The organism is Candidatus Ozemobacteraceae bacterium (assembly GCA_035373905.1).
Lineage (GTDB): Bacteria > Muiribacteriota > Ozemobacteria > Ozemobacterales > Ozemobacteraceae > MWAR01.
In genome coordinates, this window is the sequence record DAOSOK010000022.1 from 1 (window position 1) to 26,299 (window position 26,299).

Annotated in this window: 16 protein-coding genes; 9 read left to right on the plus strand and 7 right to left on the minus strand. The window is 62.1% G+C overall.

Going from position 1 to position 26,299, the window contains the following annotated elements:
- Positions 1-259: 259 nt before the first annotated feature.
- A complete protein-coding gene (locus PLU72_11955) occupies positions 260-2,521 on the plus strand; it encodes a cyclic nucleotide-binding domain-containing protein (protein HOT28897.1) in 2,262 nt (753 codons plus the stop codon).
- Between the two features lie 235 nt (positions 2,522-2,756).
- On the plus strand, positions 2,757-4,637 hold the full coding sequence (gene pepF, locus PLU72_11960; protein ID HOT28898.1) for an oligoendopeptidase F: 1,881 nt from the start codon (positions 2,757-2,759) through the stop codon (positions 4,635-4,637).
- A gap of 256 nt (positions 4,638-4,893) precedes the next feature.
- On the opposite strand, the gene PLU72_11965 is transcribed toward pepF, so the two are convergent.
- Positions 4,894-7,269, minus strand: a complete 2,376-nt coding sequence (locus tag PLU72_11965) for a WD40 repeat domain-containing protein (protein HOT28899.1) — start codon at positions 7,267-7,269, stop codon at positions 4,894-4,896.
- Between the two features lie 159 nt (positions 7,270-7,428).
- Between PLU72_11965 and PLU72_11970 the strand changes: the two genes are divergently transcribed.
- A complete protein-coding gene (locus PLU72_11970; protein HOT28900.1) occupies positions 7,429-8,559 on the plus strand; it encodes a DUF2786 domain-containing protein in 1,131 nt (376 codons plus the stop codon).
- 105 nt (positions 8,560-8,664) lie between these two features.
- Here the strand turns inward: PLU72_11970 and PLU72_11975 are convergent, their stop codons facing one another.
- On the minus strand, positions 8,665-9,327 hold the full coding sequence (locus PLU72_11975) for a hypothetical protein (protein HOT28901.1): 663 nt from the start codon (positions 9,325-9,327) through the stop codon (positions 8,665-8,667).
- A gap of 300 nt (positions 9,328-9,627) precedes the next feature.
- Between PLU72_11975 and PLU72_11980 the strand changes: the two genes are divergently transcribed.
- The 6 genes from PLU72_11980 to PLU72_12005 all read left to right on the plus strand — a co-directional run bounded on the left by PLU72_11980 (position 9,628) and on the right by PLU72_12005 (position 19,750).
- Positions 9,628-10,509, plus strand: a complete 882-nt coding sequence (locus tag PLU72_11980; GenBank protein ID HOT28902.1) for a hypothetical protein — start codon at positions 9,628-9,630, stop codon at positions 10,507-10,509.
- A gap of 245 nt (positions 10,510-10,754) precedes the next feature.
- The gene (locus PLU72_11985) at positions 10,755-12,065 is read left to right on the plus strand and encodes an extracellular solute-binding protein (GenBank protein HOT28903.1); all 1,311 of its coding nucleotides are present in this window, start codon (positions 10,755-10,757) and stop codon (positions 12,063-12,065) included.
- A gap of 3 nt (positions 12,066-12,068) precedes the next feature.
- Positions 12,069-15,026, plus strand: a complete 2,958-nt coding sequence (locus PLU72_11990; GenBank protein HOT28904.1) for an ATP-binding protein — start codon at positions 12,069-12,071, stop codon at positions 15,024-15,026.
- The gene (locus tag PLU72_11995) at positions 15,023-15,697 is read left to right on the plus strand and encodes a response regulator (protein ID HOT28905.1); all 675 of its coding nucleotides are present in this window, start codon (positions 15,023-15,025) and stop codon (positions 15,695-15,697) included. The genes PLU72_11990 and PLU72_11995 overlap by 4 nt, the downstream gene beginning before the upstream one ends.
- 70 nt (positions 15,698-15,767) lie before the next feature.
- Complete coding sequence (locus PLU72_12000; GenBank protein ID HOT28906.1) at positions 15,768-17,732, plus strand: hypothetical protein; 1,965 nt, start codon at positions 15,768-15,770, stop codon at positions 17,730-17,732.
- A 194-nt stretch (positions 17,733-17,926) separates the two neighbouring features.
- Positions 17,927-19,750: a C25 family cysteine peptidase gene (locus PLU72_12005; GenBank protein ID HOT28907.1), complete on the plus strand. Its 1,824-nt coding sequence runs from the start codon at positions 17,927-17,929 to the stop codon at positions 19,748-19,750.
- A gap of 386 nt (positions 19,751-20,136) precedes the next feature.
- On the opposite strand, the gene PLU72_12010 is transcribed toward PLU72_12005, so the two are convergent.
- The 5 genes from PLU72_12010 to PLU72_12030 all read right to left on the minus strand — a co-directional run bounded on the left by PLU72_12010 (position 20,137) and on the right by PLU72_12030 (position 26,107).
- Positions 20,137-21,201 (minus strand): hypothetical protein, encoded by a 1,065-nt coding sequence (locus tag PLU72_12010; protein ID HOT28908.1) that lies wholly within the window; start codon positions 21,199-21,201, stop codon positions 20,137-20,139.
- 237 nt (positions 21,202-21,438) lie between these two features.
- Positions 21,439-22,011 carry an HDIG domain-containing protein gene (locus PLU72_12015; GenBank protein ID HOT28909.1) on the minus strand — a complete coding sequence of 191 codons (573 nt, stop codon included), beginning with the start codon at positions 22,009-22,011 and terminating at the stop codon, positions 21,439-21,441.
- Positions 22,012-22,241: 230 nt separating this feature from the next.
- Positions 22,242-24,428, minus strand: a complete 2,187-nt coding sequence (locus tag PLU72_12020) for a SulP family inorganic anion transporter (GenBank protein ID HOT28910.1) — start codon at positions 24,426-24,428, stop codon at positions 22,242-22,244.
- Between the two features lie 20 nt (positions 24,429-24,448).
- The gene (locus PLU72_12025; protein ID HOT28911.1) at positions 24,449-25,204 is read right to left on the minus strand and encodes an MBL fold metallo-hydrolase; all 756 of its coding nucleotides are present in this window, start codon (positions 25,202-25,204) and stop codon (positions 24,449-24,451) included.
- A 63-nt stretch (positions 25,205-25,267) separates the two neighbouring features.
- A complete protein-coding gene (locus PLU72_12030) occupies positions 25,268-26,107 on the minus strand; it encodes a DUF5610 domain-containing protein (protein HOT28912.1) in 840 nt (279 codons plus the stop codon).
- Positions 26,108-26,299: the final 192 nt, after the last annotated feature.

Genomic DNA, 26,299 nt, shown 5'->3' on the forward strand with positions numbered 1-26,299 from the left:
CTCATATGTTAGGCAACAGCTATCACGAGTAAAATATAATTCCTCCAGACCGACATGGCACAGACGTTCGTCCTGAGCTTGTCGAAGGGCGAGTGCATACGTGCTTCGACAAGCTCAGCACGAACGATATCGAGTATGCGGGTGATTGCCGTGTTCCTTGTGTGAGACGAGGAGGAATGTATCTCGAATGGCATGTTGCGTTGCCCTCGGGGAGCGGTTACCATAGAAAAAAAATCCGTTTTGTGGGAAAGGGTCTGTCATGCTGGAAAACGTCACTCTGTTCAGCGAGCTTTCCGCCGAAGAGGTGAAAGAACTCGAATCCATGATATGTCGCGAGGAAGTGCGGCGCGGCGACGTCATTTTTCAAGAGGGCGATGCTACCCGCGACCTGTTCATCGTCCATTCGGGCGAGGTGGAAATCAGCGTCCGCGACTTGGCGGGAACGCCCAAGCTCATCTCGACCTTCGGCGAGAACGAATTCTTCGGGGAGATGTCCCTCCTCGATCGCAAAGCCACACGATCCGCCACGGCGCGCGCGACCCGCAACACGGTCCTGCTCAAGCTTCCTGCCGCCCGCCTCGAGCCTCTGCTTGATGCGCAGACGCCGCTCAGCCGCAGCATCCACGGCAAGATCCTGCACGCCCTGAGCCGCCGGCTCCGCGACATCACGCAGCGGGCCGCCGGTCTCATCAAGGCTCCCGAGGCGGCCCTGGGCCGTATCGTCTCGATCGTCTCGGCCCGCAGCGGGTGCGGCAAGACCACGCTGGCGACCAACCTGGCGTATCTTCTGGCCCGCGAGACGGGAAAGCGCGTCCTGTTCATCGACCTCGACCGGCACTACGGCGACGGCAGCTTCCTGATGGGCGGCTACAGCCAGAAATCCGTCGCGACGCTCTGCCGTGCGCTCCGTGGGGCTTCCCTCTCGACCGAGGAGTTGATGATGCATTTCACGCCCCTCGTCGAGCGCCTCTGGATCCTTCCCGCGCTCAGCAACATTCTCGAAGCTGAGGAGATGCGCGTCGAGGATCTCGTAGGCATGGTGCATACCTGCCAGAAGCTGTTCGACTATCTCATTCTCGATACCGACGAGGGGCTGAGCGAGACGGTGCTGAACGCGATGGAGATCGCGGAGCGGACGATCTTTCTGCTCGATTCCCGCGATATTCTCAGCGTCAAGAACACGGTGCGCTTCTTCCAGGCCCTGAGCGGCCTGAGGTTCCCGGAAAACAAGATCACGGTCATATCGAACAAGGCCCGCGAGGATTACCGGCCCGAGACGGTGCCCACGACGCGCTTCCGTATCTCCGGTATCCTTCCCGAAGTCCAGGATTCGTCCCGCCAGGAGGGAAAAACCCTCTACCAGGTCAATCCCCAGCACCGATTCTGCGAAGCCGTTCGGAACCTGGTTCGGACCCTGCTCCAGGAGACGGCTTCGGTTGCCGCACCCGCGGCCGGCTTCCTGAACCGACTGGCGGCGCCGCAACCCATGGGAAGCGGAACTTCCGCCGTCCCGGCAGTTCCTGACTCGGGCAAAAACAACGGAACTTCGATCGACAGCATCCAGCGGGAGACGATCTCCGGACTTATCCACGGCATCAAGCTTCTGCTCGAGAAAGGCCTGCTGACCGAAGCCGAGGCTGAAGCACGCCAGTTGCTTCACTTCTGCCGCGATTCCAGCGAGTTGTATCAGGTCCTCGGCGAGATTCTTCTCTGCCGCGGCGTCGCCGAAGAGGCGCTTCTGGTGCTGCGCAAGGCTGCGGAAACCGATCCGTCCAACGGCATGGCCATCGGCCTCGTCGGGTCGATCACCGGCGAGAAGAACCTCATTCTCAAAGGCATCGGCCTCCTCCAGGAGCGGCTCAAGGGCTGCCCCAACTTTCCCGATCTGATCAACGATCTCGGCAGGCTCCATTTCTTCGCGGGCCAGTTCGCCGAGGCCAAGAAAGCCTTCCGGCAAGCCCTGGATATCAATCCCAACTTCCGGGAAGGGCGGATCAACCTCGCGATCGCCTGCGGCGAAGACGGAAATCCCACCGGCGGCCTCGAGGTGCTGGCCCCGCTCCAGGACCGCGGCGTGCGCGGCCATTACCTCGCAGGGTGTTTTCACCAGCTTCTCGGCAATTTTCCCGAGGCGTTCAGCGAGTTCAAGAAGGCCGCCGCGCACCTGGCCGAGTATCACGATCTCCAGGATCGTCTCGAAAGCATGAGCGCCTATTTCCGGAAACTGGAAAACCTCGTCGAGATGCACCGGCGCTACCTCGACCGGCATCCCGGCTTCCCGGACCTCCACGTGCGCCTCGCCGACCTGTTCGTCCAGATGGGCGAAACCGAGAACGCGATTTGCTCGCTGAAAGAGGCCCTGCGTCTCAAACCCGACTATCCCGAAGCGAAAGCGAAGCTGTCCCGCCTCACGGCGCCACCCGCCTCCGCCAAACCCGGGTTGACAGCCGTCGATTCGTCGAAAAACCGTCCCGGGAAGCATTCGGAGCCATTCCAGAAAGGCGCCGCCGGAATCCGCTGACGACCGTGTCGTGAACGCTCGGCTCCGCGTTTCTTGCTGTTGAGCCGAGGAGACGAAGCGCGTTCCGATTGCCCCGAGGTCGAATGGAGAGAGCCTCTCGTGCTTCGAACGAGAGGCGCCGGAATCATGTGGCACGAGTTCCGCGCGGGGCATTTCTGTACAAAATAGTTGCCTCGGGGCCGACACGATTCTATGATGGTTGCCGTTCGGCAAGACATACCCATAAGGAGAGAACATGAAGAAGCATCTGGCGTATTTTTTCCTGCCCATGCTGGCCGTGAACGTGCTGGCGGCTCCCGGGCTCCATGCGACCGAGCGCGCGGAAGTGCCGCAAAACCTCACGTGGAACACCGCTGACCTGTATGCCACCGAGGACGCGTGGGCCGAGAAGGCGAAGGACATCGCCGCGCGCATTCCGAAGCTGGCCGATTTCCAGGGGAAGATGGGCGCGGATGCCACGGCATTCTATACCGCCCTCGATACCATCATGGCCCTCGACCTCGACCTCGTCCGGCTGATGACCTACGCCAGCATGAGAAGCGACGAAGACACCCGCGCCGGCAAGCCCCGCGAGATGGAACAGACCTCGAGCGACCTCGCCGTGAAGTTCACCGCCGCCGTCTCCTTCATGCGCCCCGAGATTCTCGAACTGGGCGAAAAGAAGGTCATGGGGTTCGTTCAGGCCGAGCCGAAGCTCCGGCCCTACAAACCCTGGCTGGAAGATATCCTGCGCTATGCCCCGCACACCCTCTCGAAGGCCGAAGAGAAAGTGGCTGCCCAGGCGAACATGATGGCCGAAGGCCCCGGCAGCGCCTACAGCATCTTCACCAACGCCGACATGCCGTATCCCGAAGTGGTTCTTTCCGACGGCAAGCGGGTGAGGCTCGACGCGTCGGCCTACACCAACTATCGCGCCTCCTCCAACCGCGATGACCGCATGAAAGTGTTCCGGAACTTCTGGGGAAAATACAAGAAGTTCGAGCGCACGCTCGGCACGACCCTCAGCGGCCACGTCAAGACCCACCTGTTCACCAAAGAGATCCGCAAATACAACAGCTGTCTCGAAGCGGCCCTGTTCGACGCGAACGTGCCGGTTGCCGTCTACAAGCAGCTGATCGCCGACGTTCACGCGAACCTGCCGACCCTGCATCGATATCTCAAGCTGCGCAAGCGCATCATGGGCGTCGACCAGCTCGGCTACGAAGACCTCTACGCCCCGATCGTGAAGGAAGTCGACCTGAAATACACCCCGGAAGAAGCGATGAAGCTCGTTCTCGAGGCCGTCGAACCGCTCGGCAAGGAATACGTCGACGCCGTCAGAACCGGCTACGAAAACCGCTGGATCGACTTCATTCCGACCACCGGCAAGAAGTCCGGCGCCTACAGCACGGGCGTGTTCGGCGTCCATCCCTATCAGCTCCAGAACTTCACCGGGCTGTATGAGGAAGTCTCGACGCTGGCCCACGAGTTCGGCCACTCGATCCACACCTACCTGTCCGACAAGAACCAGCCGTATGCGACCCACGACTACAAGACCTTCGTCGCGGAAGTCGCCTCGACGCTGAACGAGAACCTGCTCCTCAACCTGATGCTCAGGAAAACCACCGACAAGGCCACCCGGCTGTTCCTGCTGGGAAGCCACCTCGACGGCCTGCGCACGACGCTGTTCCGCCAGACGCTGTTCGCCGAGTTCGAGATGCTCATCCACGAGATGGCCGAGAAGGGCGAGCCGCTCACCGGCGAGAAGCTGACCGAGCTGTATCTCAAGCTCCTGAAGGAATACTACGGGCACGACAAGGGCGTGTGCAACATCAAGGACCTGTACGGCATCGAGTGGGCCTACATCCCTCACTTCTACTACAACTTCTACGTGTACCAGTATGCGACGAGCATCACCGCCTCCTCCATGATCGCCGCGAACATCCGCTCGGAAAAGACCGCCGATGCGGCTCGCACAGCATATCTGAAGATGCTTTCCTCCGGCTCGTCGAAATACCCGATCGACCTGCTGAAGGAGGCCGGCGTCGACATGACCACCTCCGAGCCGTTCAACGCGGCCATCAAGGAGATGAACACCGTCATGGACGAGATGGAGAAGCTTCTCGAAGAGAAGTAAATCTATAGATATAATATCTGACTCGTTGTCCGAATCAAAGACGCCGCCCGGGAAGCCGGGCGGCGTCGCTCATCTGCAGATTGAAAACCAACCGGTCGCCCTGAGCATGTCGAAGGGCGAAATGAGGAACCATCGGCAAGTGGCTGTTCGTGCTTCGACAAGCTCAGCACGAACGGAGACACGAAGCTGGTTTTTGATATGCAGGACTCAATAGAATGAAGCGTTTCTCCGAGCCTCTGTGGTTCGGTCTCTTGGATCACACGCTCTGGTTGTTCGGGGGAAGGGGGCCGCGAAGGCGGAGAAACCAGGCGCGAAGTCGCTTGTCGTTCGCGACGACGGTGCGGCCGTCGCGGCTCGAGGCCAGGCAGGAGAACGGTTCGAAGCCGCGGAAGCGGGCGATGAGGCGGCAGTCGGGGAGGCGCCAGAGGCCGAGACCGGCTTCGCCCATGACCGTGAGGGCGTGGCGGCCGTCCGGAACGAACACCGCGCCGAGTCGCTGGCGCTCGACCGTGTCCTCCACGGTGCCGGCGATCTCGCCGATCGTCTCGATCAGCGCCTGGCCGGGAAGACGCGCCTCGACCTTCAGCCGGTCGCTTCCGGTGACCGCCCAGACTCCGTCGGGGCTCAGGGCCGCCCCGTTATAGCCTTCCGCGCGGCCTTCGGCAAGGCGTTCGCCCGTGGACCAGTTCCACACCTGGACGCCGAAATGGTGCGCCTTGGTTGTGAGCAGAAATCCGTCGTCGGAGATGGCCACCCTGTCGGCGGAACAGCGAACGGTTGCGGCGATGCGCCGTTCGGCAGGAACGAGGACCTGCACGTTCTTTTCGTCGAGGACGGCCAGGAGAGACCCGTCCCGGCTGAACGCGACGTCCCGCATCCGCTCATACTTCCCGAACTCCAGGCGCCAGGGCTCTTCGTCGGTCGCGATCCCCGGCCCGGGGTCGGCTTTCCGGATTTCGATGAATGCTCCCGAGTCGAGGACGGCGACGATCCAGGTGCCGCAGGGGCTCCAGGCGAGGGAACTCAGGCGCCACCCGAACTCCGGCCGCATGGCCGGCTCCCCGCCGTCAACGGGATACCGCCGGGCCGTCCCATCGGATGAACTGCAGAGCAGCCATCCGCCGTCGGGGCTCAGCGAAGCGCCGTTGAATGACGGAATGGACGCTGATTCCCATAGTATAGAATATGGAATATTGTCGAGCCGGACGACGTTCACGCCGGTCTTCGATTGGAGCACCGCCCGGTTCCCGTCGGGGGAGACCAGCACTCTGAAGGCTTCGAAAGCGGATTTCGGAGGCGCGCCGGCCGAGACGAGCAGGGCCATGTTCCAGACCTTCACCTCGCCCGCTCCGGAGGTGACGAGATGCCGGCCGTCCGGAGAGGCCGCGACGGAGTCGATGCTGCCGGGGTGCGCGTCGAAACAGCAGAGGCTCTTCCCGTCAGCCATGTCGAAGAGAGCGAGGCGGCCGGTCGAGACGGAAACGGCAAGCGGGCCGGCTTCCGAAAGGAACCAGACGGGCTGGTTGAACTGGTCGGGAATCCTCTGTTCCCAGAGTTGACGGCCGTCAGCGAGGTTCCAGAGGCGAAGGCGGCCGCCGCCCGTTCCGGCGATGCGCGTTCCGTCTGATGAGAGCGCCATGACCTGGATGTACTCCCCGCCTGCGTCGATCGAACGCATGTTCCCGCTCTCCACGGATATCACCCGGATCGCCTTCCGGTCGTTCATCACGAGGTGACGGCCGTCCGGCGTGAAGGCGAGGTCGGAGTGCAGAATCGACGCCGAGGGCCAGGTGCCGATCGTCGCCTCGTCCGTGATCCGGCGCAGATACAGGTTTGAACAGCCGATGACGGCCGCGTGTCGGTTGTCGGGGCTGATGGCGAGCGCGGTCAGGCCGCCGGAACGTTCGTCGGAGCCCTTGATCGCCCAGACGGCCCGGCCCTGTCTGACATCCCAGACCTCGACGTCGAACGAGGAGAAATACTCCCCGTCGAAGCCGGTGGAGGTCTGCGTGCCGAAGGAGAACATCCAGCCGTCGCGGCTGAAGACGAACCGGCTGATCTCGGGACGTGCGATGTTCGCCACGAGCTGGTCATTCGCGAGATTTCGGAGCCGGAAGTTCTTTCTGTCGCTCTCTTCGATCAGGACGCAGCCTCCGGAGCCGGCGAGAAGCCTGCCGTTTCCGGCCGCGCGGCTTGTGATCAGGGCGCCGGTCCGGACATCGCGTATCTCGACCAGGCCCGGCGGGCGGTTGATCGTGGCCCGTCCGTCCGACGTCAGGGGCGGCTGGCGCTCTCCCGTGCCGCCCGGGAGCCTTCTGACCAGGGCGGGATTGTCGGGAACGGATGCGAGGAGGTCTTCGAACCACGCCAGGCCGGCGGCCTCGAACCGTCGTTCGGCTTCAGCCGCGAGGTCGGCGAAACCGCACGCGACGGCCCGATTGCGGATCTGCTGCAGGGCGAACGAGGGCTCGTCGGCCGGTTTCCAGCCGGCCAGCGCGGTCGCCTCCCGGTCGAGAACCCGCTGAAGCGCCTCGAGGCTGGCGTCGCCGGGCAATCGTCCGAGGGCCTCGGCGAGCCACGTTTTGGCCGCCTGAGCCCCGTTTTCCGCCAGAAGATCCAGGACTCGATCCAACTGCTCTCTCATGACGTCAGTATACCGCAGAACAACGCAACGGCCGGTTTCCCCGCAATGGTGCTTCTCAACAAAGAACCGCTCCCGCCGTGGTAGAATATGGTGCATTCCCCGATTTTTGCGGGCAGGCATTTCGAGCGGCGCGGGAGACGTTTTTCCATGCATGAGCGTATCTGCGAAGAAGTCGCACAGTTCGTCGAACGAAGCATTCTGAACGGGCTTTCCGCTTTATGGGACGAGATTTTCCGGGAGTTGAACCACGTCTGCCGGGGCCATGTCGACGGCTTGCGCAAGCCGGGATTCACGATCTGCGAGATGGGCCCCCTTGGCGAGTGGAGCGACGAGCGAAGGCTCATCAGCCTGCAACGGAATCTCGTCTTCAATCACACGTGGGATGCCGTCGTCGACGTGTTCAAGCACGAGGTCGCGCACCAGATCGCGCATGAATTGCTCGGCGCGAGGCGTGAAGTCATGCATGGCCCCGCTTTCCTGCAGGCCTGCCGGATGATCCGCGCCGATCCGCGTGCGTCGGCCGAATACAAGACCCTGCACGAGTGCATCCGCGACGGGAAGGCCTCCGAAGCCGACCGGATCCTTGACAAGGTCAACAAGCTGCTCGCCCTGGCCCAGAGTTCGTCGGAGCACGAGGCACGCGAGGCGATGCGGAAGGCCCATGAGTTGATGCGCGCCTACAACGTCGAATCCATCGAGACGCGGCCGCATCGGAATCATTACAGCATGTTCCTGGGACGGCCCGCCCTGCGGCATCCGCCCGAAGTCTCGGTTCTGGGCGGCCTGCTGCGCACGTTCTACTTCGTCGAAACGATCTGGATACAGGCCTGGGTCGTCGAGCGAAACCGCCTGGGGCGCGTGCTCGAGATCAGCGGCACCTCGGAAAACCTCGCCATGGCCGAATACGTCTTCGCTTTCATCAACCGCTACATCGAACATGCCTGGGCGGAATTCCGCAGCCGGAGCGGGGTTTCCGGCCGCCGCCGGCAGTCCGATTTCGCGGTCGGGGTCGTCAAGGGGTTCCATGAAACCCTCACCCGCGATGAAGCGACAAAGGCGGATGGGACGCAGACCTCGGCGCTCATCCTGGCGCGCGACGCCGAGCTTCACGCCTACTTCCGGACCCGCTACCCCCGGATCAGAACCACCACCGGAAAATCGCGCATGATCGATCCCAACGTTATCGAAGCCGGCAAAGAGGCAGGTCGAAAACTCCGCATTCACCGAGGGATTCATGACGCGTCATCCGGGCCGGTCAGGCTGCTGACGGAAACATAGAATTCCCGCGCGAGCAGAGCCGCTTTGAACCGGTAATATATTTTCTGGCATATAAAAATCCCCTTCGTGCGATGACCCGAAGGGGATTGTCGTTGCGGGGGCTCGTTACTCGGGAATCGCGACCACGATGCCGTCTTTCACTTCGATGCGGAAGCCGGCCTGGGCCTCGCGCGACCAGCGGCCGGTCTCGTCAGCCTGCTTCACGGCCCATCTGTAGTGGTGGTGCTGCAGCCACTCCTCGCGGGTCGATTCGCAGAAGGTCTTTGCGATCGTCACGCGCTCCATGACGGTGCGGTTCTCGTTCACGTCATATAGCGTCACGGCGTAGTAGGGGCCGGTGCCCTTCCAGGTGAGGACGGGGCGGAGGGCCGCCGTATACGGGGCCAGAGCGAGATCCGTCGGCTGGCCGGGAAGGGGCGTGACGGCGGGCTGGGTGCCGGTTTCGAGGCTGACCTTGAGGATGCCCTTCATGTACTCGCCCACAAGCTTGGGCAGGCGGACCTTGACGTAGTAGTAGGTCGGGGTGAACTGCTCGCGCTCGATGACCATGCGGCCGTCCATGGCGAGCGCGCGCTTGACGAAAATCTGGCCCTTCATCGCCAGGTCTTCGGGAAGATCGATGCGGTGTTCCCAGCTCTGCGCCGGGGCGTTCACGACGAGGTCGTGCGTGAAGGTCTGGCTGATTGTCTCGGCGCCGAGCGGCTGGAGAAGCGTGGCCGCGACCAGAACCGCGGCGAAAAGAACCACTCTGGATGCATGGCGGATCATGTTTGTTCCCTCCCGGATAAATCTCTCTCCAATCATCGCTCTTCCTGCCGCTTCCGGCAACGAGCGGAATGCGCCGCTGAAAGGAGCCGCTCCTGATCACTGCCGCCCGGCGGCGGCTCGCACGGGTGTTACATGAAATATGCAGTCGGTGATTCCTGCCGTGCCCATTTTTCATCAGGGGGATGGCTTCTCAGGTTACACTTGCATGGCGGGATGCCCGGTCCTATCATGAACGGGAGCTCCGCATCGCCGGAAGTGGATTGCGCGCCGGGGCCATCTTACGAAGCCATGGAGCAACAGATGTCTCGCATCACGTCGTTCGTGCTCGCTTTTGCCCTTTCCATCGCCATTCCCTTCACCGCTTTCGCCGACGGCGATGCTCGGGCCGCGACGCCTGCGGAGCGCGAGTATGCCCTGAAGGTCCAGGGCCTGCTGGACAAAGCCCTGCCGCCGGTTCCGGACGGCTGGACGGCCGGCGACCGCACGGAAATCAAGCCCCTGACAAGCGTCAGCACCGGGGTTGGAAAGGATCCGATGCGCGTCGAATTCGTCATGGAGGCTCGCGACGAGAAGAAGATCGAAGAGGCGGCCATCAAGGAAAACAAGATATACGAGGAGGTTGCCCAGACGTATACCGCCGACCAGACCGCGAAGATGATCGAAGAGATGCAGAAGAAACTCGATGTCCTCTCCAGACAGATGGAGGAGGCGATCGGGAAAAACGATGTGGCGGCCATCCAGCGCATCACCAAAGAGATCGAGGAGGCCCAGGCCCCCGTCAAGACGATGGGGGACGCCATGAACAAGGAATTGAAGGAAAAGGCCGCCGTGGTCAAGGCTCGTGACGCGCATCTTCAGGCTGCGCTCGCCGTGAACGCCTACGACGTCGAGTTGTCCGGATATGCCGCGGAAGCACCGGTGGCCGGGCACCAGGCCTACTGGCACGAGAATCCGGCCGACCACGACGGCGATTTCGAAGGCGAATGGCTCGCGTTCGCCGGCGCCTGGAAAACCGTCGACCAGGACGGCAGACCGGTGATGACGCCCGCCTGGAACCTCGGGCTGCCGCACACCACCGCCCAGAACCTCGTGGTGAAAGTACGCGGGGACAAGGCCCGCGGCCGCCGCTTCCTCGATGCCATGAAATGGGACGTCATCGGCGAGATGCTTTCGGGAAAGTGACCGTGTTATTGTATCGAGACTTATATATAATGTGCCGCCTGCGACCTGGGTGGCGGTGAAAAAGTGAGCCATGTAGGATGATCGCCATCCGTTCGCCCTGAGCCTGTCGAAGGGCGAAAGGCTTTCGTGTCTCGACGGGCTCGGCACGGACGGGACGCGAAAACGACTCCTGACGTGCAGGAGTGGGAAAGACGGGCTTCGTCGGGACGGAAGGCGACGAAGCCGGCGAGAGAGAGGATGCGGGCATGTTTGAGGGGGTTCGTTCAAGGGGAGGGCGCGTCTTATTTCCGGCGTGCGCGGCCGCGTTGCTGGTCTGTCTGGCCTGGATGACGGGATGCACGGATTCGGGGCGGCCGGCGCCGGCGCGAAAGCGCGTCACGTTTCTGCATTACTTTTCTGACACGCTGAGCGGGGGCATTGATGACATGGTCAAAGCCTTCAACGCGCAGCAGTCGAGCTACGAGGTCGCCGTGACGCCGCTCGAGATGGAGGCGTTCAAGACCAGCATCCGCAAGACTCTCGAGACGGGCAGTCCGCCGGACCTGTATTCCTACTGGGCGGGGGCCCGCGTCGTGTCGGTGCTCGACAAGCTGCAGCCGATCGACGACGTCTGGGCCGCCGGCGGCTTCGACCGGCTGTTTTCCCCGATGATCATCGAGTCGGCCTGCACCTACCAGGGAAAAAAATACCTGCTGCCGATCACGCAGCATCTGGTCTGCTTTTTCTACAACCGGTCGATCTTCCAAAAGCTGTCCCTGAAGCCGCCGGCGACCTGGGACGAGTTTCTCGCGGTCTGCGAGACGATCAAGAAGGCTGGCATCGTTCCGATCGCGCTGGGCTCGAAAGCGCCGTGGCCGGCCCAGTTCTGGTTCGACTACCTCCTCCTGCGCACGGCCCCGTTCGAGTACCGCCAGCGCCTGACGCGGGGCGAGGCGCATTACACCGATCCCGAAGTGAAGCGCGTCTGCGAACTCTGGAAACAGGTCGTCACGGCGGGATACTTCAACGCCGATGCCACGAAGATCATGTGGGACACAGGCGCGAACGAGATGGTCTTCCGGGGAACGGCGGCAATGACCCTGATGGGAACGTGGATCATCGGCTCCTACTGCGGAGAGACCCATAAATGGAAGGGCGGCGAGGATTTCGATTATTTTATGTTTCCTGCTATAGATAAGGGCGTTCCGCCCGTCGCTCTGGGCCCCATCGACGGGCTGGTCATTCCCAAGAACGCCCTGAATGCCGAGGGAGCGAAAGAAACCATCCGCCTGCTCGCCGGGGCAGAGAACCAGGCGATCATGAGCCGCGGGTCGGGCGCTTTCGCCCCGAATCTCACGGTCGCGAGTTCGACCTACTGCGATCTCCAGGAACGGATTCGCAGAGATCTCCAGAACTGCCGGTTCTGGGCGTTCAACTACGATCTGGCCGTTCCGCCGGCGGTGGCCGATCTCGGCCTCGAGGCATTCAACGAGTTCCTGGAGTTTCCCGAGCTTCACGAGGAGATATTCCGGAGGCTCGAGCAGGGTGCGGCGGCCCTTGCCGGGAGAAAACGCTGAGCGATGACCGCCGAATCTGGCCAGACGCTGTTTTCCCGCTTCCGGACCTTCGTTCGGGGCGGAACCTTCCGGTCCAGGCTGGTGGCGGTGTTCTCCTTCTTTCTCCTGATGATCGTCGTCCAGTTCCTGGTCTTCCTCGTCTCCCTGCTGTTCACCATTCGCGCCGGCACCATGACCCAGGTGCTGGCGGTGCTCGGAAGAAACTTCGAGGGCATGCACGCGGAAGAACTCGTCTACGGCTTTTCGAAGAACCGTGCGAACTCCGCACGAGCCTACGAGCTTATCCGGCAAAGCCGCAGCATCTTCGAGGAACGGCTGGATTTTGCCGCCGAGCTTCAGCCGTCTTTCAACCTGATGAATCTTCGGAACCTTCTGGAAAGGCATGAGCACACCTTCGACGAATACGTGATCCTTGTCGACCAGTTGGAAGCGTTCGACAGCGAGGCCCGACGCCTGTCGGGAGACCTTCTGACGATCGCGGACGCAATGCGGGAAGAGGAGGCCGGCCTTTCAGACGAACTCCACGCGATCATCCGCCTCGTGGCTCTCTCCGCATGGCATGAGCAGGAGTCCGCGGAACGCACGATGAACGAGAATCTGCAGTCGATCATCGCCTTCGGCAAGTCGGTCAGGGAAACGGCCCTGAAGCCGGCGGACAAGCTCGAGGGATATCGGCTTGCGGCAACGGGCAACCGGTATCTCGATACGTTCCACCGGTATCGCCTCAATCTCGAGCATCTCAAATCGAAGGAACTGGAGCTTCATCAGAGCTTTTTCGCCTTGAGAGACGCCTGCCTTGCCGCCGAGGAGGTGGTGAAACAGCGCCTGTTGTCGTTCCAGTGGTGGGCGCTGGTCATCCTCGTCGCATTTTTCGTCCTTTCCGTGGGCACGGCGGCCTTCGCCACGATTTTCTTTTCGGAAAGCCTCAGTCGCCCTCTGACCCGGCTTCTCGATGCCACGGCGGCGATCAGGGCGGGGGAATACGGCCGGCTGGTCGAGATCGATTCGTCCGACGAGTTCGGAGAGTTGGGCAGGCAGTTCAACACGATGGCGGACGAGCTGAAGACGTCCCGGGAAAAGATTTTGCTCCACCAGCGCACCCTCGAGCAGAACATCCTCGACAGAACACGCCAGGTGAGGCTCAGCGAAGCCCTGCTGCGCCAGATCATCGACCTGGTCCCGCATTTCATCTACGCAAAGGATGAAGACGGGCGATATTTCCTGGTGAATCGGGCGTTCGCCGAGGTCTGCCGCCGCTCGGTAGAAGAGATGATCGGGCTGACCTACGCGGATCTGGGCGGATTTGAAGACGAGATCGAGCGGGTGAACAACGAGGACAGGGAAGTGATTCGATCGAACAGGCCGATGAGCATCTCGGATTACCGGACGTTCGTACGCGACGGTCCCCGCCGCTTCCTTCAGACGAATAAGATTCCCTTCCAGTCCGAGGATGGCGGGAAGCGTTCTCTGCTCGGCGTATCGATCGATCTCACCGAGATCACCGAACAGAAAAATCTCGCCGAAGCCCTGAAGGACGAGGCGATTCGCGCTCGCCAGGCTGCCGATGCGGCGAACCAGTCCAAGAGCCTGTTCCTGGCGAACATGAGCCACGAGATCCGCACGCCGCTGAACGCGATCATCGGGTACTCCCAGCTCCTTTCGAGAAACGCCGGCCTGAACGAAACGCAGATCGCGTATCTGACCACCATCATGAACAGCGGCTCACACCTGCTTTCCCTCATCGACAACATCCTCGAAATCAGCAGGATCGAGGCCGGCCATCTCGAATACCGGCCCGCGCCCTTCGACCTCAGGCTTCTCCTGGACTCGGTGAAGACCATGTTCGCCGCGCGAGCTGAGATGCACGGCGTCAGGATGGAGTTCGTGACCGACGCAACTATTCCCCGACTCTTGGTGACCGACGAGGGAAAACTGCGGCAGATTCTCGTCAACATCGTCGGCAACGCGGTCAAGTTCACGGAGAAAGGCCATATCACGACGACCGCCTCGTATCGGGAAGGGACGCTGCAGATCGAGGTCGAAGACTCGGGAACCGGCATCGCGCCCGAGGAGCTGGCGCTCGTTTTCGAAAAGTTCGAGCAGACCTCGAGCGGCCGCCGGGTCGGGAGCGGCACCGGCCTGGGAATGGCCCTGAGCCTCCGGTTCGCGCGATTCCTGAAGGGGGATATCACCGTGGAAAGCCGCCCCTGCGAGGGAACCACGTTCCGGCTGACGCTGCCGGTCGATCTTCCGAGGGAAGGGGTGCTCGCGTCCGACGTCGCTCCCGCGAGGCGCGTTCGGGGGATTGCTCCCGGGTCGCGGCGGATGACCGTCCTGGTGGCGGATGACCTCGAGTCGAACCGGTCGGTCCTGACGACCCTGCTGAACCTGGTGGGGTTCGGCGTCGGCGAAGCCGTCGACGGACGCGACGCCGTCGAGAAGTTCGAGAAACTCCTTCCCGACGCGGTGCTCATGGATCTGAAAATGCCTGAAATGAGCGGTATCGAGGCTCTCCGGCAGATCCGGGCGAGCGAGCGGGGGCGACAGGTTCCCGTCCTGATCATCACCGCGCAGGGCGTCGATGAAAACCGCCGGGAGGCACTCCTCGCGGGGGCGACCGGATTCATCTGCAAGCCCTTTCGCGAAGACGATCTTCTTCGGGAACTCGGTACATGTCTGGGCGTCTCTTACGTCTACGAAGACGCATCTGCCGGAGGACGCCGCGAGAAGGAGTCTGCCGGGGCATTCGTGGATCTGTCCAGCCTCTCGCACGAATTTATCCGGGAGCTCCGTCGCGCGATTCAACGCGGCGAGCGAAAAGGATGCCTCGAGTTGCTGAACACCCTGCCGGAACGTGATGCCGCCATTGGCGAGCGCCTTCGGGAGTTGGTCAACGCCTACGAATATGATAGGCTTCTCGAAGTTCTGAAAATCCCCGGCGAGGATGGCGGCAGCACATGACCGAAAACCGGCCCAACCGCGTTCTGATCATCGACGACGTGCCCGTCAACCTGTCCCTCCTGGAAGGCATCCTTCTCGAGCGCCAGTTCGAGGTCGCATCGTTTCCGCGCGGCCGTCTGGCGCTTGCCGCCATGGAAACGAACCCGCCGGATCTCGTTCTGCTCGACGTCAGCATGCCCGAGATGAACGGATACGAGGTCTGCGCCGCCATGCGGCAGAACCCGTTGCTGAAAGACATCCCGGTGCTGTTCCTCAGCGCCGCGAACGAGGAGGCCGACAAGCTCAGGGGCTTCCAGGCCGGCGGCATGGACTTCATCACCAAGCCCTTCCACGTGGAAGAGGTGCTCGCCCGCGTCAACACCCACATCCAGCTTGCCCGCTCCAAGCGCGACGTCGCAGAGAAGAACCGCGCTCTCGAGGCGCTGACGGCCGAACTCCGGGCGCAGAACGAGGCGTTGAAGTCGGCTCTCGCCCAGATCAAGGTGCTGAAGGAATTCCTTCCGATCTGTTCGGGGTGCAAGAAAATCCGCGACGACCACGGCGAATGGCAGGATGTCGACACCTATCTCAGCACGCATTCCGACATCACCTTCACCCACGGCCTTTGTCCCGGCTGCTTCAACCGCTATTATCCCGATTATACCTACCCCTCCGGCGCGCGTAAAACCTGACCTGCCCGCGTCGCCGTCGATCCGGAGAACGCATGATACATTCGGACGATGCCGTCCGGGGAGGATCGAGATGAAGCGTCTGCCGGCGGTGTTCGGGTGCCTGTTCGGTCTGTTTCTTGCCGTATCCGGCGCCATCGGCGCGGCGGAACCGGCCATGGCGGACGGGCCTGCGGCCGCGGAAGTCCTCGGGAGGATCGGGGAACTTCGCCGGAACGTCGGGGATGTGACCTGCACCGTTCATGAGGCATTCGTCAGGCCTTCGGGAGAGACCTTCCAGCAGAGGGAGTATCTCCTGCAGGTGAAGCTTCCCGGGTTGAAGCGAAAAACCGAGAAAGGGACCGGCGATTATGACAGGATCGAGATCGAGAGCGGCTGTGAATCGTGGAGCATGGTTCACCCGAAATCGATCAGCCACGTGACATGGGAACATCCGGCAGGCTTCCTTCCCAATCCGGCTGTCGAGCTCGAGGCGGCGCGCTCCGGCCGCAGAGAGAGCGGGGTGACCTATACCGGGGTTGAAGAGGCGGCCGGCGAATCCTGCTTCCATTTCGAGAATGCATGGCACGAGTACTGGATCTCGACACGCGACGGCCTGCTCCGGAAGAAGTTCCAGAAGCCTTCGCCGAAAGATCCGCGGAGTTCGGGGTTCCTGCAGGAGTTCAGGAACGTCGCCGTGAACCGGGATCTGACGGACGACCTGTTCCGGCCGGAATTGAGGCCCGGCGCACGGATCGATGAAAAGACGTTTCTCCCCGGCGGCAGAACCGTAGAAATATCGCGTGTGATATCTTACGAAGATGCGGCCGGAGAGCCTCAAAAACGGGCTGCGACAAGGGAAAAGGCGGCCGAGATTCGCGCCGCGTTCGATCGGACGACGGCTTTTTCCTGCGCGTATACCGGCATCGAGACGATGCACGGAACCAAAGTCGGCCCCCCTCCCGGCCAGTTCCCGCCCGGCAAGATTCCGGCGTATTCCGAGCGGCCGGACCTCTGGAAAACCCTGAGGACAGCCACGACGGGAAGCATCGTTTTCCAGAAGCCTCTTCGGCTGAACTGCCGGTTCGATCAGGAGAGCACGGCGGGAGGGGCGGGCAGGAGCGGCCTGTTCATCACCGACGGAACGACGGTCTGGACGAGGCGCTGTGGTGTCGGCGGCCCCGCCGGGGGCGTCGTCACGCGGGAATCGGTTGCCGGGAAAATGGCGATGTTCGAGGGGCTTCTCGCGGGCATCGCGAAGGCGAAGCAGATGGAGGAACGACTCGGGGCCGGCGGAACCCCCGGGGCAGGAATGGCGCCGAGGCTGGCGGCGTCGAGGCTTTTTCCCTCCGAACTGAGAATTCCCGAGCTCTTTTTCGAGCCGTTCAAAGGGATCCCTGAGAACCGTCTCACGTTCGAGCAGGAGGAAATGCTCGACGGTGAGCCGGTATTGCGGTTCAGCGTCGCGGAATCGCCGGACACCCGTCGAATCTCGATTCTCGTAGGGAAAGCCGACGGGGTGATCCGGCGGTTCCAGGAATACGACTGGCTTGGTGAAAAGATCGAGTTCGACGCCCGGATGACCGCCGTGAAGGTGAACCCCGTTCTGGCCTCCGGCGCGTTTGTCTTTTCGGAAGACGCGTCGTCGCGGGTGATGGACATGGATGTCATGCTGGCCTCTTCCGCGATCGAGTTGAAAAAGGCCTTCGACGTTCCGCCGGAAGAGACGTTCAAGGCGTATTTCCGTTCGCCCGCTTCATCCGTTACCGAGCTGACGGGGGGCGGGATGGCCCTGATCGGGGTCGATGTCTACATCAGGTTTCGATCGACCGAAAAGCCGGTGCTCAAAGACGAGGACGCGTTCACCGCATCCGACCCCGGCGATGTCGTCGAGTGGTTCCTCAGGGCTTTCCCCGAAGATGCCGAAACAATCAAAGATACGGAGAATCTCAAGTTCATGAAAAAAGTCGAGAGGGCGGCCGGCGGTTCCGGGGAAACCCATCTCCTTTTCAACCGACGGGCGAACCTTTTCTTTTTCCGGAGCTGGTATGCTCATTGACGTGGCTGGAGATGGACGCGATGACTGTCCATGTTGCGGAGTTCGGCGTGATTGACTTCCGTCGGGGTTCATACTAGGCTGAAAGAATAGATGAAGTAGGCCCGAGAGAACTCGGGTTGTCACACACCGGTTCGATACGTTTTGTTGCGCGCTCGGTCCCGAGTATGACGAATGAAAGGAAAAGAGGACAGATCGTGAAGAAGTTTTTTGCCCTGTTGGCGTTGATCGTTTTTGTGAGCGGAACCGCATGTGCCGGTGAGATCGTTTTCCCCGATGCGATCGGAAGCGGACTGAAGGTCGTCTCCGACAAGATGGCGAGTGCGGACGAGATGACGATCCGCATGACCTGTTCCATCGACAAGATGACCTCTTGGGACGTCGAAACCCCCAAGGGAACGTTCACCGTTCTCCACGCCCCTGACTTCTACTTCGGCGGCGCATACGGCGCCCCCCAACTGCCGGTGCTCACCAAGCTCGTCCAGATCCCGGTCGGGGCCGAGTTCAAGATCGATGTGAAGAGCTACGACACGACCGAGTATGACCTGGCGAAGTTCGGCATCACCAACAAGATTTTCCCCCGCCAGCCGTCCGCTCCGAAGGATGGCTCGCAGGTTCCGTTCGTGTATGAGAAGTCGGCCTACGTGTCGAAGGGTTTCGGCGGCATGCCGCTCACCTCGATCAAGGAAGTCGGCTTCCTGCGCCAGATGCGGCTCGTCCACGTCGCCGTCTCCCCGATCAAGTATGACCCGGTCGCCAACAAGATCGTGGTCTACAACAACGTCGATTTCGAGATCGTGCTGACCGGCGCCGACATGGCCAAAACCCGCGCGATGCACGCCGCGCTTTCGACCCCGGCGTTCGCCTGGGCGGAAGAGATGGTCGTCGTTCCCCAGGCTCTTCGTTTCGGCCGGAACACCGCGCCGCAGAGCTACGTGATCGTCACGGCCCCGATGTTCAAGGATGCCATCGCTCCGTTTGCGGCCTCGAAGGCCCAGAAGGGCTTCAAGGTCGACGTCGTCACGACCGACCAGTTCGGCACCGGCGCCGCGATCACCGAGAACCTCAAGAAGTATCTACACGACAGATACAACAACCCGACCGCCGACAACCCGGCCCCCAGCTACGTGCTGTTCGTCGGCGACCACGAGCAGATCCCGGCCTTCAAGGGCCAGACCGGCTCCCACATCACCGAGCTGTATTACGTCGCCGTCACCCCGGGCGACTTCCTGCCTGACATGCTGACCGGCCGCTTCTCGGCGCAGACGCTCGACCAGCTGATGCCGCAGATCGAGAAGACCATGGAATACGAGAAAGGGCAGTTCGCCGATCCGTCGTTCCTCGACGACGCGGTCCTGGTCGCCGGCTGGGATGCGAGCTGGGCGAAGAGCCACGGCTGGCCGCACATCAACTATGCCGAGAAATACTACTTCAATGCCGAGCACGGCTTCCGAACCGTGAGTAAGTATCTGTCCGCCGGTTCCCAGCAGAATGTGGCCGCGATCCAGGCCGCCATCGCGAAGGGCGCCAGCTACGTGAACTACACGGCCCACGGCTCGTCGACCTCCTGGGCTGACCCGGGCATGTCGATCAGCGATATCAACAAGCTGGGCAACAAGGGCAAATACCCGTTCGTCATCGGCAACTGCTGCCTGACCAGCAAGTTCGAAGTCGCGACCTGCTTCGGCGAAGCCTGGCTGCGCGCCAAGGACGCCGGTGCCATCGGCTACGTCGGCGGCACGAACAGCACCTACTGGGACGAAGACATCTGGTGGGGCATCGGCCTGCACTCGATTGTGAAGCCGAACGAGCAGGGCGTTCCGCCGCTCAAGGAAAAGACCGGAATCGGCGCGATCGACACCCTGTTCCAGGGCGCCGGCGTGAGCAACGCCGCCTTCATGGTCGCCGGAAACCTGGCCGTCGAGGCCTCGACCTCCAGCCGCAAGCAGTATTACTGGGAAGTCTACCACCTCATGGGCGACCCGGCCCTCAAGACCTACATGGGCCAGCCCGGCAAGTAAGCCCCTTATCCTGAGGGCCGCCGGGGGTGATCCGCGCGGTTCTCGGCCCAGGCCCTGACAGGGTCTGAAAACGCAAAAAACGCAGGTTCTGAACCACCCGTTCGGAACCTGCGTTCGCTTTCTCCCATTCTTTCCCCGTAGGGACGGTTCGCGAACCGCCCCGCCATCGCACCGGCGAGAACCGGATCGAACATACAAGAACCAATCCGCAGGATTTCATTCGCGACATCCGCTTCATCTGCGTCATCTGCGGATCGGTCCTCGAAGTGAAACACACGTGCCAGGCGCCGAGGCGCTCCGCGGCACTGCATCGGATGGGCCTGGGGGGCGAAAGAAAACCGGGCGCGGCTCTCGATGAGCCGCGCCCGGCGGTGATTCCTGGGCGATCAGTGGACGGAGAGAGAACCCTCGCCGTAGAGGCCGCGGAGGCAGTCTTCCTCGAGGTCGAAATACTCGGCGTTGAAGCCTTCGTTGTCGGAGGCGGTGTCGCCAGAGCCGCAGATCGGGTAGAGGCTGCGGATGGTATTGCCGAAGGTATACAACTGCCAGGTGTAGGCGTGGCCGTTGATGTTGGCGTCGAACTGGATCGCGGAGGGGGCGTTGCCGCCGTTGCGGCGCGACGTCTCGATCGCGATGTGACCGAGGGCGAGAAGCGCCTGGGCGGAGTTGCCGATGGTGAAGCCGCCCTTGCTCTTCTTCAGGACCGGGAGGGGGCCGCTGCCGTCGGGGTCCCAGGTGAAGCGGCCGGTGTAGATGCCCGTGTCGTTCGCGTGGTCGATGCTGCCCTGGATCTTCGCGCGGCCGGCCAGATCGTCGTCATAGAACTTGTACCACCAGTGGTAGCCGCTCACCGAGGTGCTCTTCATCTCGCCGCAGATCACGTGCTCGAACCCGGCGCCGGCCCCGAACCAGTTCTCCTTCAGGTCTTCCATCGTGGTCTTCGTGACCTTCAGGGCATGCTGGATGATCGGGTCGTTCTCGATCAGCGAAAGATATTCGTTGATTTCCTTCGAGTTCTTCTTCAACTCGGGCGTGCCGACCTTGGGATCGAAGCGGGCGGCCAGCTTGACCGCCGCCTGGTAGCTTCGGGGAAACTCGCCGGCGAATGTCATGAACAGATGCTTCTTGCCGTCGAATGTAATCCCGGAAACGGCGTCGCGGTCGAGTTTCGCGAGCCCGGTGCATGCCTTGGAAATGGCCGCCGAGAGGCCGGAGCCGTCCTGGTTGCCGCCGCGCTGGCTGCGGGCGCGGGAAAGCGCGATCCCGAATTCGCGGCTGTCGCCGATGAGACCCGCGGAAATGCTTTTCTGGAGAGTCTGGCGAAGTTGGGGGTCCTCGATAGAGGCCAGCAGTGCCGCCCAGTCAGGCGACTCTTCCGCCCACGAGGGGGAAAAGCCCAGCAAAAGAACTGTCACCACAAGAGCCGTCACTCGTCCAACCGTCGTATTCACGCTTATTCTCCATTCTCAGATACGGGCGGAAACTGGCGATACAAAGGGCTACCAATATACGCAACTCTTCTGCCAGATTTGACTGAACCAATGAAAAGAGCGTGCAGAGCGAAGAAGGCCGCAAATGCCTTGCCGGATGCCGGACAAACTGCCCGTTTTCCGTCACCTGGGTCGGCGAAAAACCGGCACGCCGTCCCAGGAAAGAGGGGGCCTGAGGTCGGCTGAAAAACGTGCGGGTCAGAAGCCGAGGTCGGAAGCGACGGATTGCATGGCTTCGACGGCGAGGGCGGCGAACTCGTTCAGCGGAATCCCGATCTTTTCGCATTCGCGGATGATCTCGCGGTCGACCGACGCCGCGAACGCCTTTTCCTTCATGCGCTTGACAATCGAGGATGGCTTGACGCTGCTCAGTTTCTTGTCGGGATACACCAGGGTCGTGGCGGTGACGAGGCCCGTGATCGTTTCGCCTGCTGCGAGGGCATGATGAAACCGCTTCGTGCGGGTCTCGCCGTGGGCCCGCTCGTTGTGCATCCGGATGGCGTCGATGATGTCGGGGGACACTCCCGCCTGCGCGAGAAGTTCGACCGATTTCAGGCCATGGACCGAAAGATCGGCGTTCGTGATCTCGACGTCGAGATCGTGCAGGAGGCCGGCCAGGCCCCACACCTGTTCGTTTTCGCCCAGTCGGCGTGCCAGAGCTTTTAGCACCGCCTCGGACGCAAGGCAATGGCGGATCATGTTCTCGTTTTTGACGTGGGTGTGCAACAGCTCCAGGGCTTTTTCCCTGGTGATTCCGGCAGCGCTCTCCATCGTGTTTCTCCTGTTCTCTCGGCGTGATGATGCAAACGTAAGCTCGAGCATCGACGGTGTCAAGGGCCGCAGCGGTCTATCGAGCGTTGTGGATGAATTCCCCATCGTTCGCCCTGAGCCTGTCGAAGGGCGAGAGTTCTCATGCTTCGGCAGAATCTGCACGAACGGGAACGCGAAATCGGCTTTTGTCATGCGGAAAGCGGAAAAAATACAAATATAAATATATATCGTCAGCGTTCTTCGAGACTCTCCAGTTCGATGTCGGTCTGGCGGAGTCGCTCGGCGATGACGAGGGCGAGCCGGGCGAACACTTTCACGCCGACCAGGGACGAGGAGCGTACGAGTTCGTCGAATCGCTTCCGCGAGAGGATGAGCAGGTTCGTGGCTTCCCGGGCGATCGCATCTGCGGAGCGGGGGCGATGGTCGAGGAAGGAGAGTTCCCCGACGTAACTGCCGCGCCCGATATCGGCGAGATGATGGATTTTCCCGCCCTCGAGAGGCAGAAGGACGCTGATGCGGCCTCTCCGGACCAGGAAAAGTTCGTCGCCCGTGTCTCCCTTGGAGAACAGCCGGTCTCCGGCGGCCAGCGTGACTTCCCGCATGCAGGATTCGAGCGCCCCGAGGGAATCGGCGTCGAATTCCCTGAAGAGATCGAAATGTTCGACGGGGAGCGGACTTTCCTCCGTCTGCGGCCTCACTCCGCAGTCTTCGAGCAGGCGCGATTCGATCCAGGCGAGGGCGTCGTTGCGGGTTTCAAATACCGTGATTCCGTCGGACTGCTGGATGACGCCCAGCTGGCCGAGGTATTCCTCGAAGTTCCGCTGGTTGTGCAGGCCGGAAGGCATCCCGCTGAACAGCAGGCGGCCGTCGCGCTCCCTCAGCCGGCCATCCATCAGTTGGAGGAGATGGGCGGCGGTGTAGTCCATCGACAGGACGTGACGCATGTCCAGGAGGAGGTAACGCCGCGTGCGCAGGTCGGGCTCGAGCTGGGAATACAGCTGGTCCGTGGTGCCGAAGAACAGATTCCCCTGCAGTTGGCAGAAGATGCCCTGGCCTCCGTGCTTCTGGAGCAGTTCACGCTCCAGGGCCGGCCGTCGGGTCTTCGAGGAGACCTCGTTGAGATACAGTTTCCGGCGGATCACGTTTCCCTTGATCTGGTCGCGGATGAAGAGCAGGATCGAGAGTCCTATTCCGACGCCGGAGGCCGCGATCAAATCGACGGTCAGAGCGGTGACGACGACGGCGGCGATGACGGCGAAATCCTGGCGGCCGGCCGGAGTGGCCAGGAGATGAAATATACTTTTATCTATCATTCTCCATGCCACGACCAGAAGAATGCCGGCGAGTGCTCCGACGGGGACCCAGGCGATCAGCTTCGACAGCGCCAGCAGGGCGAACACCACGGCGAAGCCTTCGAAGACGGCCGACCGCCAGGACTGGCCGCCGCTGGAGAGGTTGACCAACGTCGGGCCCATGGTTCCCGCTCCCGCCATGCCGCCGGCCAGAAAGGCTGTGACGTTGCCGGCGCCCTGGGCGATGAGCTCCCGGTCGGAGTCGTGGCGGTTCCGGGTCAGGGTGTCGAGAACGACGCAGGTCTTGAGCGTGTCGATCGACAACAGGATGGAGAGCGTCAGGGACGGCACGAGAACAAGCCGGAGAAGCCCGACGTCGAGGGAAAACAACGAGCCTGCGCGGCCGGCGACCGCCTCGAAGAACGATCCCGAGGCCTGGATCTGCCCGATGATCAGCGCGTTCCCGTCGAGGCGGAGGAGCGATGGATTGAGGATGGCGATGCCGAAATAGGCGATCACGCCTGCGGCCAGGCCCATGACCGGCGCCGGGACATGTTTCGTGAGGCGAGGGGCGACGACCATGAAGATCATCGAGGTGATGCCGACCGCCAGTCCGGGCCACTTCCAAAGATCGGGGGCGAGCAACCCGTCCCGCAGGGCGGTTCCCTCGGGAAGTCCGAAGAGCCTGGAGAGCTGGCCGAGGATGATCAGGAGGCCGACGCCGGACAGGTAGCCGGTCACCACGGGATACGGAATGAACTTGATCAGCCGGCCGCATCCGGCCAGCCCGTAAAAGATCTGCAGCAAGCCCGACGCGAGCACGACCAGGCCGAGAACGGCGGCGATCGCCTCAGGCGAAAGCTGATGGCCGTTGGTGCCCGAGAGAAGCTCGGCCGTCACGGCGGCAAGAACGGCGGCGGCGGGCGCGCAGGGAGCGGAAATCAGCGGCCCGTTCCGGCCGACGAACGGCGCGACGATGCCGACGGCGGCTGCCCCGAGGATGCCGATCATTGCCCCCTGGGCCACGAACGACGGGCCGAACGCAGAGTAGACCAGCACCCCGAAGGCGATCGACGACGGGAGGGCGACCAGCATCGCCGCCAGGCCTCCCCAGATATCCCCCATCGGCGACGAGGTATCCCTCATTACCTCATCGACCTGATGCGGACCTCGATTTCGGGCATGTCCGCGAGCAGAGCCGTCAGCCGGGCGGGGTCGGTGTCGCCGTAATGGTAGGGATAGAGAATCCGCGGTTTGAAGGAGCGGGCCGCATCGGCGACCATCTCCGGCGTCATGGTATACGGCAGGTTCATGGGCAGGAATGCGACGTCGATCTTTTTCAACGCCTTCATCTCAGGCGTGTTTTCGGTGTCCCCGGCCACGTAGACCCGGGTTTCGCCGAAGGTCAGGACGTAGCCGTTTCCCTCGCCCTTCGGATGGAAGGGGCGGCCGTTGTCGCGCGCATGGACGACGTTGTAGGCGGGGACGGCCTCGATCGTGAACCCGTGGTCGGTGTTTGTGTCGCCGTTGTTCATGACGGTGCCGCCGGGCAGCTCGGCGACGCAGGCTTTCGGGCAGATGATGGCCGTCATGGGGGTCCGGATTGCCGAGATCGCCTTCGCGTCGAGATGGTCGGCGTGACCGTGCGTGACGAGGATGAGATCGGCCTTGGGCAGTGTGGAGTAGTCCGCGAGAGAACTATAAGGATCGATATGTATCGTTTTTCCGGCAAAACGAAGCATCAGGGTGCCGTGGCCGACGAAGGTGATGTCGAGACTGCCGGCCGACGTCACGAGCGTGTCGGATGCCGGGGTTGCCGGCGAAACTGCCTGAGCCATGGCGGACACGTCGAGGCAGAATGTCGTTGCGAGCAGGGCGATCAGAAGAATACGTGACGGCATACAATCCTCCCGTAGAGGCGGAATTTCTTCCGGAGCGTCTCTCCGACGCTCCGAATCGCAGGGTCAGCCCTTGGTGGAGATCGTGGGTGAGTCGGGCGACGAGGGTTTCAGATCGCCGCTCGCGGTATAGTTGACGGTATTTCCGGAGCCGGCGCGTCTGAGCGATCCGACTTGAAGGGACATCTCCTGACGGTAGGCGACGATTTTTTCCATGACGCCGCCTGCCGCGAGTTTCTCGGGAGCGATGCCGTTGGTCACGAACTCCTCGAGCCCGGAAAAAACCAGTGAGTGGGTCCGGCCGATGCCGGCTTCGATCTCCTCCGGCAGGTTCCCGAGAATGCCTCTGGCCTGGGCGAACCCCGCTTCAATGGCGCTCCCTATAAAATCGGCGAACTTCCTGCGACCGGATTCGACGTTCCCTTCTGCCTGGCCCATGCTGCTGAGCCCGAAAAAACTGAGGGCCACGTCCAGAATACGCTCTGCGGTTCGCTCGGGGGAAAAATACTCCTGAAGCTGGGTGAGGGCGTCTTTCTCCGCCTGTTCCGCCGGTTCCTTCGCTTCCCCGGTTTCACTCCGGTTTTCGGGATCGGGGCCGATCTCGCGGCCGGAGACCTTTTGAAGAAACTCGTAACTTCCCTTGATCGAAAACGTTTCCTGCGACGTGACCGCGCCCTCGGCGGTGTTGAGCGACCTGATGACCTGGTAGCTCAACTCGAACTGGGATTTCGCCCATTGGAGCTTCCTGCGTGAATCGTCAGACAGCTGCAACTGATCGGCATTCAGGCCGCTCAGAAGCGCCGACAGGCTCGCGGGGGCCTTCTTCCCTGTCGGTTTCCCCGCATCCAGCGACGAAAGAAGCGTTGCAGCGTTCTGAAGGGATGTGCCCTCGATCTTCTCACTCATGGATCCTCCTCCTGTAACTCTCTCCGGCTATTATACACCCTCCGGAAACATGCCACACTGGGGCAATTTCTGGGGTTCGCGCCTCGCGTCCGTCACGGCGTCTTCAAGGGCGTTTCGGGAAACGCTCCGACGCTGGCGCATATCATCCAATGTCGGCGGACGATGCGTGACGGGGAAAAATACGTGGTAGAA

Excerpts from the sequence above, each read along its gene's own strand:
- PLU72_11975 (HOT28901.1), bottom strand. The coding sequence starts at position 9,327 with ATGATCCGCCATGCATCCAGAGTGGTTCTTTTCGCCGCGGTTCTGGTC.
- PLU72_11980 (HOT28902.1), top strand. The coding sequence starts at position 9,628 with ATGTCTCGCATCACGTCGTTCGTGCTCGCTTTTGCCCTTTCCATCGCC.
- PLU72_12030 (HOT28912.1), bottom strand. The coding sequence starts at position 26,107 with ATGAGTGAGAAGATCGAGGGCACATCCCTTCAGAACGCTGCAACGCTT.
- PLU72_12000 (HOT28906.1), top strand. The coding sequence starts at position 15,768 with ATGAAGCGTCTGCCGGCGGTGTTCGGGTGCCTGTTCGGTCTGTTTCTT.
- PLU72_11970 (HOT28900.1), top strand. The coding sequence starts at position 7,429 with ATGCATGAGCGTATCTGCGAAGAAGTCGCACAGTTCGTCGAACGAAGC.
- pepF (HOT28898.1), top strand. The coding sequence starts at position 2,757 with ATGAAGAAGCATCTGGCGTATTTTTTCCTGCCCATGCTGGCCGTGAAC.
- PLU72_12025 (HOT28911.1), bottom strand. The coding sequence starts at position 25,204 with ATGCCGTCACGTATTCTTCTGATCGCCCTGCTCGCAACGACATTCTGC.
- PLU72_11990 (HOT28904.1), top strand. The coding sequence starts at position 12,069 with ATGACCGCCGAATCTGGCCAGACGCTGTTTTCCCGCTTCCGGACCTTC.
- PLU72_12020 (HOT28910.1), bottom strand. The coding sequence starts at position 24,428 with ATGGGGGATATCTGGGGAGGCCTGGCGGCGATGCTGGTCGCCCTCCCG.
- PLU72_11955 (HOT28897.1), top strand. The coding sequence starts at position 260 with ATGCTGGAAAACGTCACTCTGTTCAGCGAGCTTTCCGCCGAAGAGGTG.
- PLU72_12015 (HOT28909.1), bottom strand. The coding sequence starts at position 22,011 with ATGGAGAGCGCTGCCGGAATCACCAGGGAAAAAGCCCTGGAGCTGTTG.
- PLU72_11995 (HOT28905.1), top strand. The coding sequence starts at position 15,023 with ATGACCGAAAACCGGCCCAACCGCGTTCTGATCATCGACGACGTGCCC.
- PLU72_11985 (HOT28903.1), top strand. The coding sequence starts at position 10,755 with ATGTTTGAGGGGGTTCGTTCAAGGGGAGGGCGCGTCTTATTTCCGGCG.